The sequence below is a fragment of the Pseudomonas sp. AS2.8 genome, assembly GCF_014190935.1.
Classification (GTDB): domain Bacteria; phylum Pseudomonadota; class Gammaproteobacteria; order Pseudomonadales; family Pseudomonadaceae; genus Chryseomonas.
Map to the genome: position 1 here is coordinate 44,843 of NZ_JACHVV010000005.1, position 17,716 is coordinate 62,558.

Here is a 17,716-nt window from a genome sequence, read left to right on the forward strand (position 1 = left end):
CTGCAGGCCCGCCTCGCCTCAAAAACGGCGAATTATAGCCGTTCACCGCCACCGGGGGTAATCGCGCCACGGCACATTGTGGCCAGACGGTTCAGGTGGGGAGGCAAAAACGGCGAAGCCCGCCGGATCGCTCCGGCGGGCTTCGCGTGGTCGAGCGGCCTGGATCAGCGCTTGTCGGGCAGGGCGTAGGCGATCACGTAGTCGCCCCGATCCGGCGACTGCCGGGCGCCACCGGCGCTGATCACCAGGTACTGCTTGCCGGTCCTGGGCGAGACGTAGGTGATGGGCGTGCCCTGGCTGCCCACCGGCAGGCGGGCACGCCAGAGCTCGCGACCGGTGCCGCTGTCGTAGGCGCGCAGGTAGTAGTCCTGGGTGCCGGCGAAGAACAGCAGGCCGGACTGGGTCGCCAGGGAGCCACCCAGGGTGGGCATGCCGATAGGGATCGGCAGGTGCAGCTTGATGCCCAGCGGCCCGGTGTCCTGCACGGTACCGACCGGCACCTGCCAGGCGACCTGGCGAGTCTTGAGGTCGATGGCGGTCATGGTGCCGTAGGGCGGTGCCTGGCAGGGAATGCCCAGCGGCGAGAGAAAGCGATTGCGCAGCGAGCCGTAGGGGGTACCGGTCTGGGAGGCGGCGCCCATCTCGACGCCACCGGCCTTGTCGTTCTCCATTTGGGCGCGCGGGATCAACCGCGTCCACAGGCCCAGGCGCATGTCGTTGACGAACAGGTAGCCAGTGGTGGGATCGATGGAGTTGCTGCCCCAGTTCATGCCGCCCAGCGAACCGGGCCACTGCAGGGAGACGTCGGTGCTGGGCGCGGTGAACAGGCCGTCGTAGCGCATCTGCTTGAACTGGATGCGGCAGAGCAGCTGGTCATAGGGGGTGGCGCCCCACATGGCCGACTCGCTGAGGGTCTCGGTGCCGATCGAGGGCAGGCCGACGGAGACCGGCTGGGTCGGCGCGTGACGCTCGCCATCCACGGCAGGCACCGGTGCCTTGACCGGCTGCTCACGCACCTCGGCGATGGGCTGGCCGGTTTCGCGATTGAGCAGGAAGACCTGGCCGGCCTTGGTGGTCTGGATCAGCCCCGGCAGGGTCCCGCCCTGCCCGTCCGGCACGTCCACCAGAGTTGGCTGCGACGGCAGGTCGTAGTCCCAGAGGTCATGGTGCACGGTCTGGTAGACCCAACGTTCCTGGCCGGTCTTGGCGTCCAGGGCGACCACCGCCGAGCTGTATTTGTCGTCCTGCGGCGTCCGCTCGCCACCCCATGCATCAGGGGTGGTATTGCCGGTCGGCAGATAGATCAGCCCGAGCGTGGCGTCATAGGCCATGGAAGTCCAGACGTTGGGCGTGGCGCGGGTGTAGTCGATGCTGGGGTCGAGCGGGGTATCCGGTTTCTCCTTGGCCAGGTCCCAGGCCCAGACCTTCTTGCCGGTGTGGACGTCGAAGGCGCGGATCACGCCGCTGGGCTCGTTGACCTCGATGTTGTCGGCCACCCGACCGCCGATGACGATCAGCTCACCCGCCACCAGCGGCGCGGCGGTCAGGGTGTAGAAGCCCGGTTTGACCTGGCCCATGCCGGCCTTGAGGTCGACCATGCCGTTGTCACCGAAGTCGGCGCAGGGCTTGCCGGTGTCGGCGTCGAGGGCGAACAGCCAGGCGTCGATGGTGGTGGTGAGGATGCGCCGCTGGCAGGCGGCCGCCGCCGGCGCGGGCGTTGCCGGCGCCTCGGCGCTGGCCTGGGCGGCAGGGGCGTCCTCGTAGTAGCCCACTCCGCGGCAGCGCTGCCAGTTGGGCGCGCTGGCCTTAGGATCGAAAGACCAGCGCTTGGCGCCGGTATCGGCATCCAGGGCGAATACCTGGTTGTGCGCGGTGCAGAGGTAGACGCTATTGCCGACCTGCAACGGCGTCGCCTGGTCCTCGGCGCCGAATCCGTTGCTCTGGGGCACGTCACCGGTCTGGAAGGTCCAGGCGACCTGCAGGTCGCCGACGTTGGCCTTGGTGATCTGGTCCAGCGCGGCGAAACGGGTGCCCGCGGTGGTGTTGCCCCAGTGGCGCCAGTCCTTCTGCGCCGCCGCGGGGGCGACCGGCGTGACGGCAGGGGCGTCGGCGGCAGCCACCAGCGGGTGCGGCTTGAACATCCCGGCGAAGCCCGTCGCGCAGGCTACCACCAGCAGACCGGCCAGCACGTAGCCGCCCTTGCCAGCTACGCCGCCGCGGCTGCGCACCAGCGCCGGATAGGCCAGGGCCACCACCGCGCCGATGGCACCGAACATCAGCAGGCGCGACACCAGCGGCCAGAACACCAGGCCGACATCGGCCAGCGCCCAGGCCAGGGTCGCCAGCAGGAACAGGCCGTACAGCCAGGCGCCCAGCGGCCGCCGTGCAGCGATCAGGCCGCCGGCCAGGGTCATCAGGGCACCGCCCAGGACGAAGTAGAGACTGCCGCCCAGGGTGGCGAGGTAGAGGCCTCTACCGCCCAGCGCCAGGCCCAGCAGTGCGATCAGCACGCCCAGTGCGGATACCAGGAATTTGCAGGCGCTCGAGGCGCCGCCGTTGCCACTCATCGTTGTCTCCTTGAAATACATGCACGCCAGAAGCCCGCCGTTGGCGGGTTCGTCTTGTAGGGATCTCGTTCTCGTTATGAAGGCCGGGCGTCACGTACGGGTCGGTCGCCCTGGCCGGCCCCTCAGGCTGCGGCATTCTGCCACAAAGGTAGCCAGCTAATTAACTGAACGGTCCATTCCTGCGCGAAACGGGTCGGTTATCGAACGGAGCCGTTCAGGCCGGCGGCAGGCGCTCGTCGAGCAGCTGATGCAGGGCGCTGTCGGCCGGCCAGTTGCGCAGCAGCCGGGCGCGGTCGCGGGCATAGGCGCCGGCGTAGGCGCGGTCGCTGGCATGGGCCTGGAGGGCGTCGAGGTCGATCACCAGCCAGCGACCTTCATGCCAGATCAGGTTGGTGCCCTTGAAATCGCCATGGCCGAGGCGCTCGCGACGCAGGGCCTCGACCAGCGCCAGCAGGGCCTCCAGCTCGACCGCCGGCGGCGCCGACTCCACATAGGGCGCGAAGCGCTCCAGCAGATTGGGTCCGTCGACGAAGGGCGTGACCAGATAGGCGCGCCCGCGCAGGCCGAGGAAGCGTCGCTCGCGCACGGCCAGGGGCTCGGGGGTGGGAATGCCGAGGAACCGCAGCCGATGGCCTTCGCGCCAGCTGTGCCAGGCCCGGCTCGGGCGCCAGAAACGCGTCAGCCAGTGGCCGAAGCCCTTGATGTTGTATCTCTTGAGCACCAGGTCCTGGTCCTGCCACTGCACGCGGGCCACGGTGGCGGCGCCGCCGTCCTTGAAGGTCGGCAGGCCGGCCAGGGCGGCGTCGGGATCGGCCAGCAGGCCTTCCAGGCGACTCAGCCAGGGGCGGCGCACGGCGATCAGGCCGAAGGCGCTGCGGGTAACGGCGAACAGGGTGCACTCCCGACCGCTCTTCTTCAGGTAGTCGGCCAGCCGCCAGCGGCGGATCTCGGCGATGCGTGCCAGCAGGGCCTCGAGGCGCAGGGCGTGCTCGGCATTGACCAGCAGGTAGTGGATCAGCAGCTCTTCCAGCCGGGCATCCAGAACGGCCGGCAACTGGGCGAAGAACACCGCCAGATTCTCCTGCACCCGCGCCTGGGACAGCGGCTGGCCGACGCTCTCGGCCTGGATGTCCGCCGCATCTATGACCAGGGCGGCGCCGTCCTTGACCAGCAGGTTGTCCAGGTGCAGATCGGCTTGCCAGAGGCCCTGGGCATGCAGCCGCGCCAGGGTGGCGAGGGCCGCGCCGAGCAAGGCGTCCTGTGCCGGCGACAGGGGTGGTTCGGTGGCGAGCGGCTGCCAGAGCTGCTCGACGCTGGGCGCCGCCTCGATGAAGTCGAACAGCAGCCAGGCGCCCTGCCCGCTCGTCTCGCCGCTGTCCAGCAGCGCGGGAGTCGGCGCCGCGGCGGCCGCCAGCAGGCGACAGCCCTCGCGCTCGCGGGCGAATTGCCGGCTCGCGCGCTCGCCGACCAGTAGCTTGGCCAGCACCCGCCGGCCCTGCCAGCGGGCTTCGCCGACATAGCGCTGACCGGGCAGCACCCGGAGCAGCGACAGCAGTTCCAGCTCGCCCCCGGGCAGTTCGATGCGCAGCGGCAGGGTCGGCGCGCGACCGGCCCTGGCCAATTGTTCCAGGGTCATGCCTTGCGTTCCTTGTGACGCCGGCGCCCGGCCAGACGCTGGCTCCAGTCCCGCACGGCGGCGCTGTCCAGCGGCTGGTCCAGATAACTCGCCAGCAGGCGGGCGATGTCCGGCTCGCGCCATTGCGGCGCGCGGCGCAGCAGGGGCTCGAGATCGCGCAGGCGATCGCGTCGGCCGAACAGCAGCGGCCGGGTCTTTTCCAGATCGATCAGCCGCGCCACCAGGCCTTCGCCCTGGCGCTGCAGGAACAGATGCTTGGGATAGAAGCAGCCGTGCACCTGGCCGGCGCCGTGCAGCTGGCGAGCCAGTTCGCCGACGGCGACCAGCACCGCCTGGCGCTCCTCGGGGGCCAGGTGCGCCCAGACGCGCAACCAGCTGTCGAGATCGCGCCAGTCATCCAGCGCCCGGGTCAGCAGGATGGCGCGCCAGCCCTGGTCATCGCGGCGCTCGCCGTAGTAGGCCAGCTCCAGCGCCGGGATGCCGCGCTCGGCGTAGCGGCGGATGTTGCGACTCTCGCGGGCGAAGGTCGGCTCGCCCAGCGGGCGGGCCAGGGTGCGGGTCAGGTAGTCGCGCTGGCGCTTGAGGTAGTAGCCATGGCCGGCGACGTCCAGGCGAAACACCTGGCTGAAACCGCCGCGCCCCTGGTTGGGTTCGTCCACCGCGGTCAGCTCCAGCGCCCACAGCGCCGTGAAGCTGTCCAGGCCCTGGCTGGCCAGCACGGCCCGATCCTCGGCCGCCCATACCTCGTTCATTCCCGCCCCTTGAAATAGTCCAGCACCTCGCGGATGCGCCCCTTGTCGTTGTCGCTGAGACGCGCGCGGCCGCGGTATTGCAGATAGAACCTGAGGCGCTGGGTGCGCGACAGCTGGTACTTGGCCACCTTGTCCAGGCAGGCCAGGTCCTTGACGATGCGCCAGCGCAACCAGTGGCCGACCCAGAAGGCACCGGCCGGGCAGTCGATGAGATAGAGCACGCCCTGGCCATCCACCAGCAGGTTGCGCCACTTGAGATCGTTGTGGACGAAATGGTGGTCGTGCAGGGTACGGGTCGCCGCGGCCAGCTGACGGCTGACGTTGTCCACCCAGACCCGGTCGCGCAGCCGTGGATCCTCGCGCCTGGCCAGTTCGGCGAGGTCCAGGGTGTCGGGAATCTCGCGGGTGATCATGGCGCCGCGGGTGAATCCCCGGGATGAGCGCTCCATCCCCCAGGCCACCACCGGCGCGGTGGCGATGCCCCACTTGGCGAAACGCTTGAGATTCTGCCATTCGGCCTTGACCCGCGGCCGCCCGACATAGCGCCGCAATCCCTTGCCGGCGCCGTGGTAGCGCTTGACGTAATAGCGGATGCCGTCGCGCTCGATGCGCACCACTTCCGACAGCGGATCGCTGGTCAGGCGTTCGCCGCCGAGGGCGAACACCGCGTCCAGGGTGGCGAATTCGGGCAGGTGGGCGACGCTGGAATCGATGCGCCAGTCAGCCATCAGAGCCGGTCCCCGTAGCGTTCCTTGCGCTCCAGCAAGGCGGCGGCCTTGCGCTCCAGACGCGCCAGCAGCGGGGCCTCGTCGCGCAGGATCTCGCGCAGCGGGCGCTGGAAGTAGCCCTGCAGGAAGCGCAGGAAATCGCGCCGCGTCAGGCCGATGCCCAGGGCGGAGAAATACAGTCCGGCCAGGTCCTTGTCGCGCCAGCGCCGGGGCACCTGGGTGCGGCACTGGGCGCGGTGCAGGTCGATCAGCCAGAGTCGCAGATTGGCCACGGTGACCGGCTGGGCGGTGTCGAGCAGGAAATGGCAGATGTAGCAGTCGCGATGGTTGACGCCGGCCCGGTGCATGGCCCCGGTCATGCGCGCCACCTCGGCGATCAGCGCCCGCTTGAGCGCCGGCTCGGGCGGCTGGCGGACCCAGTCGAGGCTGAAGTCTTCGAGGCTGACGGTGGGCGCCAGCTCCTCGGTGATGATGAAGGAGTGCTGGGTCGCCGGATTGGCGCCGCGTTCGCCGAAGGCCACGGCGGTCATGGTCGGCACGCCGACCTGGTGCAGCCGCTCGATGGCCTGCCATTCCTGGCGCGCACCCAGCACCGGCTGCTTGGCCTGCAGCAGATTCTTGGCGATCTCGCCCCAGCCGATACCGCGGTGGATCTTGACGAAGTAACCGCGCCCGGCGACCTCGGTGCGCAGGGTGCGGCGCCCGTCCAGCTCGCGATAGACCTGACCCTGCAGGGCCTCCACGGCGACGAAGGGATCCTGGCCGGCCCAGAGGCTGGCGAAGGGCTCACGCAATTCCAGGGTCATGCCACCCCCAGGATGACATCGGCGGCGCGCTCGGGCAGCGAATAGAGATCGGCGCTGTCGGCGAAGGCAAGGCCATTGCGGCCCTGCACCGCGCGGCGCTCGGGATCGGCCAGCAACTCGGCGAGCATCCGGTCCAGGGTCGCCTGGGCGAAGGGCGACGGCACCACCTCGCCGGCGCGGGCCTCGTCGATGTAGTGGGCATAGCCGCAGACGTCGGTGACCAGCACCGGCAGTCCGGCGACCAGCGCCTCTAGCAGCACGGTGCCGGTGTTCTCGTTGTAGGCCGGGTGGATCAGCAGATCGGCGCCGAGCAGGAAGCGCGGGATGTCGCTGCGCCCCTTGAGGATCTCGACCCGCTCGCTCACGCCCAGGGCCTTGGCCTGCAGCAGGAAGGGCTTGGGATCGTCCTGGCCGATGGCGAACAGCCGGGTGCGCTTGCGCAACTCCCTGGGCAAAGAGGCCAGGGCGCGCAGACTGCGATCCAGCCCCTTGGTCTTGAAGCCGGAACCGATCTGCACCAGGAGCAGCTCGCCCTCCTCCAGCCCGAATTCGCGCCGGAAGTCGGCGCGGATCTCGGCGGCGTTGGCCGGCGCGCGGCGATCGGCGGCGATGCCCGGCGGCAGGAGGTGGAAGCGCGGCGCCGGCGTGCCGTAGTGCTTGACGAACAGCGGCTGCTGCACCTCGGAGATCATCAGGATCTCGGTCGACGACTCGGGGGCGAACACCGCGCGCTCGTATTCAGCGAAGTGGCGATAGCGACCCCACTGGCGATACAGCGGATTGCGCAGGGTCTGGGCCTTGTCCTCGAAACAGGGATCGGCGGCGTAATAGACATCCAGCCCCGGCATCTTGTTGAAACCGATCACCCGGTCCACTGGATCGCGGGCGAGGTCGGCCTGCAGCCAGGCGTGGAATTTCTCGTTGCGCCGGTGATTGAACAGGGCGCTGACCCTGGCCACCCGCACGTCGAAGCCCTCCGGCACCGGGCCTTCCCAGATCAGGGTGTAGACGCGGATGGCATGGCCGCGGCGCTGGCACTCCTGGGCGATGCGCAGGAAGTCCCGCTGCAGGCCGCCGAAGGGAAAGTACTTGTAGAGCACGAAAGCCAGGGTCATGCGGGGAGGTCTTCCAACAGCAGGGTTTCCAGTTCCAGTTCGACCCGTTCCGGGGTCAGGGCGGCGAGACTGGCCGATGGCTGGTCGCGCGGCTCGTCGGTGCCGTCCAGCCCCACGGCGCTCAGGTGCACCTGAGAGCGGCCATAGGCGCCGACCTTCTTCGGACTGGTCGGGCCATAGAGCGACACGGTGGGCACGTCCAGGGCCGCGGCCAGATGGCCGAGGCCGGTATCCACCGCCACGCAGGCACGGGCGCCGGCCAGCACCTTGGCCACCCCGGCGAGATTCAGTCGCGGCAGCACCTGGACGCCATCCAGGCCGTCGGCGATGCGTTCGGCCCGGGCATGCTCCGCCTCGTTGCCCCACAGCAGTCGCACCGGCCAGTCCAGCCGGCTCATGCGTTCGGCCAGTTCGCGCCAGTGCGCCTCGGGCCAGTGCTTGCTGACCCAGGTGGTGCCGTGCAGGAACACCACATAGGGCGTCTCGTTGGGACCGGCCAGGCGTTGCCGATCCAGACCGTAGTCACCCACGCCCGCCGGCAGCGGATAGTCCAGGGCCTGGGCGAACAGCTGACGGATCCGCTCCAGGGCATGCTGTCCCCGCGCCACGTGGTAGCGCTCGTCGTAGAAGCGGCTGGCCAGGGGCTCGCGGGCGGAGTTGCGGTCGAGACCGGCCACCGGCGCCTCGGCGTAGCGGGTCAGCCAGGCGCTCTTGAGCAGCCCCTGGGCATCGATCACCCGGTCATAGCGCTGCTCGCGCACGCGCTCCTTGAATTCGCCCCACTCGCCACTGGCCCAGGCGGAAAAGGGCTGCTTGCGCCAGCGGCGCAGGGCCACCGGGATCACCTGGCTCACGGCCGGGTGCCAGGCGGGAATCTCGGCGAAGCCCTCCTCCACCACCCAGTCGAAGCAGATGCCGGGGATGGCCCGGGCCGCATCGGTCAGGGCCGGCAGGGTATGGATGACATCGCCGAGGGAGGAGGTCTTGATCAGCAGCACGCGCATCTAGCCCACCTCGACCGGATCGGCGACCAGGCGGCCGAGCGCCTCCTGCACCAGGCTCGGCTGCAGCAGGCGCAGGCAATCGTAATGGCCAAAGCGGCAGGTGCGGTCGAAGCAGGGACTGCACTCCAGACCCAGGCGCACCACCTCCACCTGACTGGCCAGCGGCGGCGTGAAGCCCGGCGAGGTGGAGCCATAGACCGCCACCAGCGGGCGATCCAGGGCGGCGGCCACGTGCATCAGGCCGGAATCGTTGCTGATGACCGCACCGGCACAGGAGAGCAGGTCGATGGCCTCGGCCAGGGAAGTGCGCCCGGCGAGGTTGTAGACATCTTCCTCGAAGCCGGGGGTGACCCACTCGCGGATCTCTTCGCCGCCAGGGGCGTCCTTCTGCGAGCCGAACAGCCAGACCTGCCAGCCCTGGCGCAGCCGGGCGTCGGCCACGGCGGCGTAGTGCTCGGCCGGCCAGCGCTTGGCCTCGCCGAATTCGGCGCCCGGACAGAGCGCCAGCACCGGCCGGTCCAGGCTCAGGCCGAAGCGCGCCAGGGCGGCGTCGCGGCTGGCCGGGTCGATCGCCAGACGTGGCCTGGGATAGGGCTTGGGCAACTCGGCACCGGGCGCATGGGCCAGCGCCATGAAGCGCTCGATCATCAGCGGATAGCGCGCCTTGTCGAGGGTACGAATGTCGTTGAGCAGGCCGAATCTCATCTCGCCACGCCAGCCGGTGCGCGTGGGAATGCCGGCGAAATAGGGCACCAGCGCCGACTTCAGCGAGTTGGGCAACAGGATCGCCTGGTCATAGCGACCGCGCAGCTGCTGGCCGATACGCCGGCGGGTGGCCAGCTCGAAGGCGCCGTGGCCGAGGGGAAAGCTCAGGGCTTCGCGCACCTCGGGCATGCGTTCGAGCAGCGGGCGACTCCACTCGGGGGCGAGGACGTCGATCTGGCAGTCGGGATGCTGTTGCCTGAGGCAGACGAAGAGGGTCTGCGCCATCACCATGTCGCCGACCCAACTGGGTCCGATGATCAGAATATTCATGCTGGAAGGCGATCGGCACCTAGCGGGTGACCGACTCCCACTCCCTCAGGACGGGCCTGATGGAAAGCTCGCGCACGGACATCGACATCTTGCCTCTCCTTACTGATGGCGGCCTAAAAGGTGGCCGGATTGCCGGACGGCGTGTCCAGCCCCAGGCCGTGCCAGATACGGCGCACTTCGTCGCGCTCGGCGAGAAAGCCGTCGGCCGGCACCTTGCCCGGCTGCTTCTGCAGCACCAGGCGGTGCAGCGCGGCGCGGTAGACCTTGTAGGCTTCGCGCAGGGCAATGGCGTCCGTGGCCGGTACCAGACCAGCCGCTTCGAGGGATTCCAGGATGCGGATGTTGTCGGGAAAACGCAGCAATTCGGGATGCTGCCACGACCAGGCCAGAACGGCATATTGGACCATAAATTCGATATCGACGATACCGCCGGCATCCTGCTTGAGGTCGAACCGCTGCTCCGGCCGGCGCGCATTCGGCCCCAGTCCACCGGCGGTCACCGCGGTACCGAGGTTGTCCAGCATCTTGTCGCGCATGCCGGCCACGTCGGCCTGCAGGGTCGCCAGCTCCCGCTGCCGACCGAGGATGCGCGCCCGTACCGCGTCGAAGCGCTCGCCAAGCCGCGGGCAACCCGCCACCACCCGCGCGCGCACCAGGGCCTGGTGTTCCCAGGTCCAGGCCTCGCTCTGCTGGTAGCGCTCGAAGGCCTCCAGCGAACTCACCAGCAGGCCCGCCGCGCCGGACGGCCGCAGGCGCATGTCCACCTCGTAGAGGGTGCCCACCGGGGTGGTGGTGGTGAGCAGATGGATGATGCGCTGACCGAGGCGATTGAAGAACTGGGCGCCATCCGTGGGCTTGGCGCCATCGGTCTCGGCCAGGGGATCGGCGTCGTGGATGAACACCAGGTCGAGGTCCGAGCCATGGCCGAGTTCGATGCCGCCGACCTTGCCGTAGCCGACGATGACGAAGTCCGGCTGGCAGGGCGAGCCGTCGCGCCGCTGCGGCGTGCCATGGCGCTGCACCAGCTGGCGCCAGGCCAGGCCGAACACCTCTTCGAGGATCACCTCGGCGAGCCAGGTGAGATAGTCGCTGACCTTCATCAGCGGCAGGCTGCCGGCGATCTCCGCCGCCGCCACCCGCAGGCTGTGGGCGCGCTTGAAGTGACGCAGCACGTCCATCTGCTGCTCCAGGTCCTCTTCGGGCAGGCGCATCAGGCGCTCGCGCAATTCGGCGGCCAGTTCCGGCTTCTGCGGCGGATGATAGAGCCGGCCCTCGTTGAGCAATTCGTCGAGCAGCGCCGGATAGCGGGTGATCTGCTCGGCCACCCAGGCACTGGCGCCGCAGAGTTCCAGCAGCCGCGCCAGGGCCGGCGGATTCTCGCTGAGCAGGACCAGGTAGGCGGAGCGTCGCGCCACGGCTTCCACCAGCGGCAGCACCCGCTCCAGCGCCCGATCGGGTTGCTCGTCGGCGCTGACCGCATCCAGCAGCCGCGGCATGAAGGCATCCAGTCGCTCGCGACCGGCGCGCTGCATGGCCCGCACCTGGCCGCTGGCACGCAGGCTGGCCAGCAATTCCAGCGCCTGCTCCGGCGCCTGGAAGCCCGCCGCCCGCAGTCGCGCCAGGGCTTCCTCGGGGTCGAGCAGGTCGTCCCACAGCGGCAGCCAGCTGTCTTCCAGCTCGGCGCTCTGAGTCTCCTCCTCGGGATCGGCGATGGTCTGCTGGAAGTGCCAGTCGATGCGGCTGCGCCAGCCGTCGAGCGTCGCGCTGAAGTCATCCCATTCGGCATGACCCATGAGAAAGGCCACCCGCGCCCGGCCCTGGGGATCGACCGGCAGGGTCTGGGTCTGCTGGTCGGCGATGGCCTGCAGTCCGTGCTCCACATAGCGCAGGAAGCAGTAACCCTCGCGCAACTCGGCTTCCGCCGCGGCCGGCAGATAGTCGCGCTCGCGCAGGCTGGTCAGCACCCTGAGCAGCGGGCGCTGCTGCAGTGCCGGATCGCGCCCGCCGTGGATCAGCTGGTAGGCCTGGGCGATGAATTCCACTTCGCGGATGCCGCCCGCGCCCAGCTTGACGTTGTCGGTCATGCCGCGCCGGCGCACCTCCTGGCGGATCAGCTGCTTCATGCTGCGCAAGGCTTCGATGGCGGAGAAATCCAGGTAGCGCCGATAGACGAAGGGCCGCAGCAGGGTCAGCAACTCGGCGCCGCTGGCTTGGTCGCCGCCGACCACCCGCGCCTTGATCATGGCGTAGCGTTCCCAGTCGCGGCCCTGGTCCTGGTAGTAGAGCTCCATGGCGGCAAAGCTCAGCACCAGGGCGCCGGCACTGCCGTAGGGCCGCAGGCGCATGTCGACGCGAAAGACGAAGCCCTCCACGGTGGTGGCGTCCAGCGCCTTGATCAGGCGTTGTCCGAGGCGGGTGAAGAATTCCTGGTTGTCCTGCTCGCGCCGCGCGCCGCGCGTCTCCCCGCCCTCGCCATAGGCAAAGATCAGGTCGATATCGGACGACAGGTTCAGCTCTCCCGCGCCCAGCTTGCCCATGCCCAGCACCACCAGCTGCTGGGGCTGACCGCTGTGGCGTCCGGTCGGCACGCCGAACTGGCTGCACTGCTGGGCGTAGAGCCAGGCGCAGGCCTGGTCGATGCAGGCGTCGGCCAGGTCGCTAAGGTCGCGACAGGTCTCCACCAGATCGGCGCGCCGGGTCAGGTCGCGCCAGACGATGCGCACCTGCTGCAGCATGCGGAACCGCCGCAGTCGGCGCCCCAGCTCGGCTTCGTCCGGGCAGTCGGCCAGGGCCTCGCGCAGGCGCTGCGCCATGGCCCCCGGCGCCAGCGACAGCTCCAGATCGCCGCTGTCGACCAGCGCCAGGCAAGGCTCGGGCAGCCGGCAGAACTGCTCGACGACGAAATCGCTGAGGGCGGCCACCCGCCGCCACTCGGCGCGCAGCGGCGCGGACCAGTTCGCCTGGCGGGCCGCCGCCTCGGGCAGCGTGGCCAGGGCGTCGGCCAGGCGCCGGTCGGCGAGCTCGGCACATGCGACGAGAGTCGGAGGCAGTTCGGGACGAAGGAGGGGTATCATGGGCAGTCCTGCGCAGGGACGGTCGAACCCCACCACCCTGCCGCGAACCCCATGCCAGGGACATTCCGACGGACCACCTGGTCCGAGCGGGAACCGTTTTCACGTCCGCGGTTCGGAGTTCGCGAGCCCTCGAGCAGCGCGTTCGACAAACGTCGAATTGTTTTTTATCGCATTACAGCTCGGAGCTGAAACGGATTTGAATTTGTAGTAAAACTACACGCCGATCGGAACCGTCCGGTCATAAATCCAAGAATTTTCGCTGCCCCCAAGAGGCCGGCGGCGACCCTGAGGCGACCGATTTTGGAAGCCTTTCCGCCCTGGAGCAAGCCATGCAAGATCTCGATCCCGTCGAAACCCAGGAATGGCTGGACGCCCTGGAGTCCGTCCTCGACCACGAAGGCGAGGAGCGCGTTCATTATCTGATGACCCGCATGGGCGAACTGGCTACCCGCAGTGGTACCCAGCTGCCCTACTCCATCAATACCCCCTATCGCAACACCATTCCAGTGACCAGGGAAGCCCATATGCCGGGCGACCTGTTCATGGAGCGACGCATCCGCTCGCTGGTTCGCTGGAACGCCCTGGCGATGGTCATGCGCGCCAACCTCAAGGATCCGGATCTGGGTGGTCACATCTCCACCTTCGCCTCCAGCGCCACCCTCTATGACATCGGCTTCAACTATTTCTGGAAGGCGCCCAACGAAGAGCACGGCGGCGACCTGATCTACTACCAGGGCCACGCGTCCCCCGGCGTCTACGCCCGTGCCTTCCTGGAAGGCCGTCTCTCCGAAGACCAGATGAACAACTTCCGCCAGGAAGTGGACGGCAAGGGCCTGTCGAGCTACCCGCATCCGCACCTGATGCCCGACTTCTGGCAGTTCCCGACCGTGTCCATGGGTCTGGGTCCGATCACCGCCATCTACCAGGCGCGCTTCATGAAGTACCTGGAGAACCGCGGCTACATCCCCGCCGGCAAGCAGAAGGTCTGGTGCTTCATCGGCGACGGCGAGTGCGACGAGCCGGAAACCCTGGGCGCCATCTCCCTGGCCGGCCGCGAGAACCTCGACAACCTGATCTTCGTCATCAACTGCAACCTGCAGCGCCTCGACGGCCCGGTCCGCGGCAATGGCAAGATCGTCCAGGAACTGGAAGGCATCTTCCGCGGCGCCGACTGGAACGTCACCAAGGTCCTCTGGGGCCGCATGTGGGATCCGCTGTTCGCCCGCGACACCGAAGGCCGCATGCAGCAGCGCATGGACGCCGTGGTCGATGGTGAATACCAGAACTACAAGGCCAAGGACGGTGCCTATGTGCGCAAGCACTTCTTCGGCGCCAATCCCGAGCTGCTGAAGATGGTCGAGGACCTGTCCGACGACGAGATCTGGAAGCTCAACCGGGGCGGTCACGACCCCTACAAGGTCTATGCGGCCTACCACCAGGCGGTCAACCACAAGGGCCAGCCCACCGTCATCCTGGCCAAGACCATCAAGGGCTACGGCACCGGTGCGGGCGAAGCCAAGAACACCGCGCACAACACCAAGAAGGTGGATGTGGAGTCGCTGAAGAAATTCCGCGATCGCTTCGACATCCCGCTGAACGATTCCCAGCTCAGCGAACTGCCCTTCTATCGTCCGGCCGACGACAGCGCCGAGATGAAGTACCTGATGAGTCGTCGCGAGTCCCTGGGCGGTCACCTGCCCCAGCGCCGCGCGCGCAGCCTGAGCATCCCCACCCCGCCCCTGGAAACCCTGAAGGCGGTGCTGGACGGCTCCGGCGATCGCGAGATCTCCACCACCATGGCCTTCGGCCGCATCCTGTCGCAACTGGTCAAGGACAAGGACCTGGGCAAGCGCATCGTGCCCATCCTCGCCGACGAGGCCCGTACCTTCGGTATGGAAGGCATGTTCCGCCAGCTGGGCATCTACTCGCCCCACGGCCAGCTCTATGAACCGGTCGACCGCGACCAGGTGATGTACTACCGCGAAGAGAAGGACGGCCAGATCCTCCAGGAAGGCCTCAACGAGGCCGGCGCCATGTCCTCCTTCATCGCCGCCGGTACTGCCTACAGCAACTACAACCAGCCCATGCTGCCGGTCTACATCTTCTATTCGATGTTCGGCTTCCAGCGTATCGGCGACCTGGCCTGGGCGGCGGGCGATGCCCAGACCCGCGGCTTCCTGCTGGGCGGCACCTCCGGCCGTACCACCCTGAACGGCGAAGGCCTGCAGCACGAGGACGGTCACAGCCACATCCTGGCCGGCACCATCCCCAACTGCCGCAGCTACGATCCCACCTATGCCTACGAGCTGGCGGTGATCATGCGCGAAGGCATCCATCAGATGATGGAACTGCAGCAGAGCGTCTTCTACTACATCACCGTGATGAACGAGAACTACCAGCAGCCGGCCATGCCCCAGGGCGTCGAAGACGGCATCATCAAGGGTATGTACCTGCTGGAAGAAGAACAGGGCGACTTCAAGCACCGCGTCCAGCTGCTGGGCTCGGGCACCATCCTCAACGAGGTCCGCGCGGCTGCGAGCCTGCTGCGCGAGATGGGCGTCGGCGCCGACATCTGGAGCGTCACCAGCTTCAACGAACTGCGCCGTGAAGGCCTGGCCGTCGATCGCTGGAACCGCCTGCACCCGCTGGAAGAGCGCCGCCTGACCTACGTCGAGCAGTGCCTGGGCGAGCGCCAGGGTCCGGTCATCGCCTCCACCGACTACATGAAGCTGTTCGCCGACCAGATCCGCCAGTGGGTCCCCACCGAATTCCAGGTGCTGGGTACCGACGGCTTCGGTCGCAGCGACAGCCGCAAGAAGCTGCGTGATCACTTCGAGGTCGACCGTCGCTGGGTCGCCGTCGCCGCTCTGCAGGCGCTGGCCAACCAAGGCAAGCTGGAACGCAAGGTCGTGGCCGACGCCATCACCAAGTTCGGCATCGACACCGAGAAGCGCAATCCCCTGGATTGCTGATGCGGCACACGGATAAGAGGAAACAACTGTGAGCGAGACCATCCGCGTACCCGACATCGGCAGTGGCGACGGCGAAGTCATCGAGCTGCTGGTGAAGGTCGGCGATACCGTCGAGGCCGAACAGAGCCTGGTGGTGCTGGAGTCCGACAAGGCCAGCATGGAGATCCCGGCCCCCAAGGCCGGCAAGATCGCCGCCCTGCACATCAAGGTCGGCGACACTCTCAAGACCGGTGATCTGCTGATCGACCTGGAAGGCGAGGACGCCGCCACCGGCAGCGAACCCGCCGCCGAACCCAAGGCCGAGTCCAAGCAGACCCAGGTCGAGGAAAGCGAAACCCCGACGCCGGCCGGCGACGAGGACGCCTCGGCGTCCGCCGGCGAAGGCGAAGCCCAGGAGATCCATGTCCCCGACATCGGCTCCAGCGGCAAGGCCAGCATCATCGAGGTGGCGGTCAAGCCCGGCGACACCATCGCCGCCGAGCAGACGCTGATCACCCTGGAATCCGACAAGGCCAGCATGGAAATCCCCTCTCCCGCCGCCGGCGTGGTGGAGAGCGTTTCCGTCAAAGTCGGCGACGAAGTGGGCACCGGCGATCTGATCCTGGTGCTCAAGGGCGCCGCCAATGCCAAGCCGAGCAAGAGCGTCGAGTCCAAGGCCGGCGACAAGCCCGCCAAGGAAGCTGCCGAGCCCGAGCTGCACGAGGAAGCCGCCGCCGAGCCGGCCGGTGAATCGGTCGAGGAGATCAAGGTCCCCGACATCGGCTCCACCGGCAGTGCCAACGTCATCGAGGTGCTGGTCAAGGCCGGTGACCAAGTCAAGGCCGAGCAGTCGCTGATCGTGCTGGAGTCCGACAAGGCCAGCATGGAAATCCCGGCGCCCAAGGCGGGCGTGGTGGAAAGCGTCGCCATCAAGGTCAATGACCAGGCCAAGACCGGCGATCTGATCCTGACCCTGAAGGTGGCCGGTGCCGCGCCCAAGCAGGCGGCCAAGCCGGCTGCCGGCAACGCCGCCAGCGCTCCGGCTGCCGAGAAGAAAGCCGAGGCTCCGGCCAAGGCCGCCGCTCCCGCCAGCGCGCCTGCCGCCGGCAAGGGCAAGAAGGTCCATGCCGGTCCGGCCGTGCGCATGGTCGCCCGCGAGTTCGGTGTCGATCTGGGCGAGGTCACCCCGACCGGCCCCAAGGGTCGCATCCTCAAGGAAGACGTCCAGACCTACGTCAAGGATCAGCTGCAGAAGAGCAAGGCGGCTCCGGCCGCGGCTGCAGGTGCCACCGGTGGCGCCGGCATCCCGCCGATCCCCACCGTGGACTTCAGCAAGTTCGGCGAGATCGAAGAGGTGCCGATGACGCGCCTCATGCAGGTCGGTGCCAACAACCTGCATCGCAGCTGGCTGAACGTGCCCCACGTCACCCAGTTCGACCAGTCCGACGTGACCGATCTGGAAGCCTTCCGCGTTGGCCAGAAAGCCGTGGCGGAAAAGGCCGGCGTCAAGCTGACCATCCTGCCGTTCCTGCTCAAGGCCTGCGCCCATGTGCTCAGGGAATTGCCGGACTTCAACGCCTCCCTGGCGCCCAGCGGCAAGGCGGTGATCCGCAAGAAGTACGTGCACATCGGCTTCGCCGTGGACACCCCGGACGGCCTGCTGGTACCGGTCATCCGCAACGTCGACCAGAAGAGCCTCCTGCAACTCGCCGCCGAAGCCGCCCAGCTGGCGGAAAAGGCGCGGACCAAGAAGCTCAGCGGTGACGACATGCAGGGCGCCTGCTTCACCATCTCCAGCCTGGGTCACATCGGCGGTACCGGCTTCACGCCGATCGTCAATGCCCCGGAAGTGGCGATCCTCGGCGTGTCCAAGGCCAGCATGCAGCCGGTCTGGGACGGCAAGGCCTTCCAGCCGCGCCTGATGCTGCCGCTGTCGCTGTCCTACGATCACCGCGTGATCAACGGGGCGGCCGCCGCGCGCTTCACCAAGCGCCTGGGCGATCTGCTGGCGGAAATCCGCGGCCTGCTGCTGTAAACCGCCACAGGAC

Annotated in this window: 11 protein-coding genes; 2 read left to right on the forward strand and 9 right to left on the reverse strand. The window is 68.2% G+C overall.

What is annotated here, in order from left to right:
- Positions 1-164: 164 nt before the first annotated feature.
- From FHR73_RS19265 to glnE, 9 genes are all read right to left on the reverse strand, one after another.
- Positions 165-2,567 (reverse strand): membrane-bound PQQ-dependent dehydrogenase, glucose/quinate/shikimate family, encoded by a 2,403-nt coding sequence (locus FHR73_RS19265; RefSeq protein ID WP_183633425.1) that lies wholly within the window; start codon positions 2,565-2,567, stop codon positions 165-167.
- Between the two features lie 214 nt (positions 2,568-2,781).
- Positions 2,782-4,203 (reverse strand): phosphotransferase, encoded by a 1,422-nt coding sequence (locus tag FHR73_RS19270; protein WP_183633426.1) that lies wholly within the window; start codon positions 4,201-4,203, stop codon positions 2,782-2,784.
- Positions 4,200-4,955 (reverse strand): lipopolysaccharide kinase InaA family protein, encoded by a 756-nt coding sequence (locus FHR73_RS19275; RefSeq protein WP_183633427.1) that lies wholly within the window; start codon positions 4,953-4,955, stop codon positions 4,200-4,202. Before FHR73_RS19275 ends, FHR73_RS19270 begins: the two co-directional genes overlap by 4 nt.
- A complete protein-coding gene (locus FHR73_RS19280) occupies positions 4,952-5,683 on the reverse strand; it encodes a lipopolysaccharide kinase InaA family protein (RefSeq protein WP_183633428.1) in 732 nt (243 codons plus the stop codon). The genes FHR73_RS19275 and FHR73_RS19280 overlap by 4 nt, the downstream gene beginning before the upstream one ends.
- Positions 5,683-6,489, reverse strand: coding sequence for a lipopolysaccharide core heptose(I) kinase RfaP (gene rfaP / locus FHR73_RS19285; protein WP_183633429.1), 807 nt, complete (start codon positions 6,487-6,489; stop codon positions 5,683-5,685). The genes FHR73_RS19280 and rfaP overlap by 1 nt, the downstream gene beginning before the upstream one ends.
- A complete protein-coding gene (locus tag FHR73_RS19290; RefSeq protein WP_183633430.1) occupies positions 6,486-7,604 on the reverse strand; it encodes a glycosyltransferase family 4 protein in 1,119 nt (372 codons plus the stop codon). Before FHR73_RS19290 ends, rfaP begins: the two co-directional genes overlap by 4 nt.
- A complete protein-coding gene (gene waaC / locus FHR73_RS19295; RefSeq protein ID WP_183633431.1) occupies positions 7,601-8,608 on the reverse strand; it encodes a lipopolysaccharide heptosyltransferase I in 1,008 nt (335 codons plus the stop codon). Before waaC ends, FHR73_RS19290 begins: the two co-directional genes overlap by 4 nt.
- A complete protein-coding gene (waaF, locus tag FHR73_RS19300; RefSeq protein ID WP_183633432.1) occupies positions 8,609-9,643 on the reverse strand; it encodes a lipopolysaccharide heptosyltransferase II in 1,035 nt (344 codons plus the stop codon).
- 113 nt (positions 9,644-9,756) lie between these two features.
- Complete coding sequence (gene glnE, locus FHR73_RS19305) at positions 9,757-12,717, reverse strand: bifunctional [glutamate--ammonia ligase]-adenylyl-L-tyrosine phosphorylase/[glutamate--ammonia-ligase] adenylyltransferase (RefSeq protein ID WP_183633433.1); 2,961 nt, start codon at positions 12,715-12,717, stop codon at positions 9,757-9,759.
- 329 nt (positions 12,718-13,046) lie between these two features.
- On the opposite strand from glnE, the gene aceE reads away from it, so the two are divergent.
- Together aceE and aceF are read left to right on the forward strand one after the other, a co-directional pair.
- Complete coding sequence (aceE, locus tag FHR73_RS19310) at positions 13,047-15,689, forward strand: pyruvate dehydrogenase (acetyl-transferring), homodimeric type (RefSeq protein WP_183633434.1); 2,643 nt, start codon at positions 13,047-13,049, stop codon at positions 15,687-15,689.
- 28 nt (positions 15,690-15,717) lie between these two features.
- Entirely contained in the window at positions 15,718-17,703 is a 1,986-nt protein-coding gene (gene aceF / locus FHR73_RS19315) for a dihydrolipoyllysine-residue acetyltransferase (RefSeq protein WP_183633435.1), read from the forward strand.
- Positions 17,704-17,716: the final 13 nt, after the last annotated feature.

Excerpts from the sequence above, each read along its gene's own strand:
- FHR73_RS19265 (WP_183633425.1), bottom strand. The coding sequence starts at position 2,567 with ATGAGTGGCAACGGCGGCGCCTCGAGCGCCTGCAAATTCCTGGTATCC.
- FHR73_RS19270 (WP_183633426.1), bottom strand. The coding sequence starts at position 4,203 with ATGACCCTGGAACAATTGGCCAGGGCCGGTCGCGCGCCGACCCTGCCG.
- FHR73_RS19275 (WP_183633427.1), bottom strand. The coding sequence starts at position 4,955 with ATGAACGAGGTATGGGCGGCCGAGGATCGGGCCGTGCTGGCCAGCCAG.
- FHR73_RS19280 (WP_183633428.1), bottom strand. The coding sequence starts at position 5,683 with ATGGCTGACTGGCGCATCGATTCCAGCGTCGCCCACCTGCCCGAATTC.
- rfaP (WP_183633429.1), bottom strand. The coding sequence starts at position 6,489 with ATGACCCTGGAATTGCGTGAGCCCTTCGCCAGCCTCTGGGCCGGCCAG.
- FHR73_RS19290 (WP_183633430.1), bottom strand. The coding sequence starts at position 7,604 with ATGACCCTGGCTTTCGTGCTCTACAAGTACTTTCCCTTCGGCGGCCTG.
- waaC (WP_183633431.1), bottom strand. The coding sequence starts at position 8,608 with ATGCGCGTGCTGCTGATCAAGACCTCCTCCCTCGGCGATGTCATCCAT.
- waaF (WP_183633432.1), bottom strand. The coding sequence starts at position 9,643 with ATGAATATTCTGATCATCGGACCCAGTTGGGTCGGCGACATGGTGATG.
- glnE (WP_183633433.1), bottom strand. The coding sequence starts at position 12,717 with ATGATACCCCTCCTTCGTCCCGAACTGCCTCCGACTCTCGTCGCATGT.
- aceE (WP_183633434.1), top strand. The coding sequence starts at position 13,047 with ATGCAAGATCTCGATCCCGTCGAAACCCAGGAATGGCTGGACGCCCTG.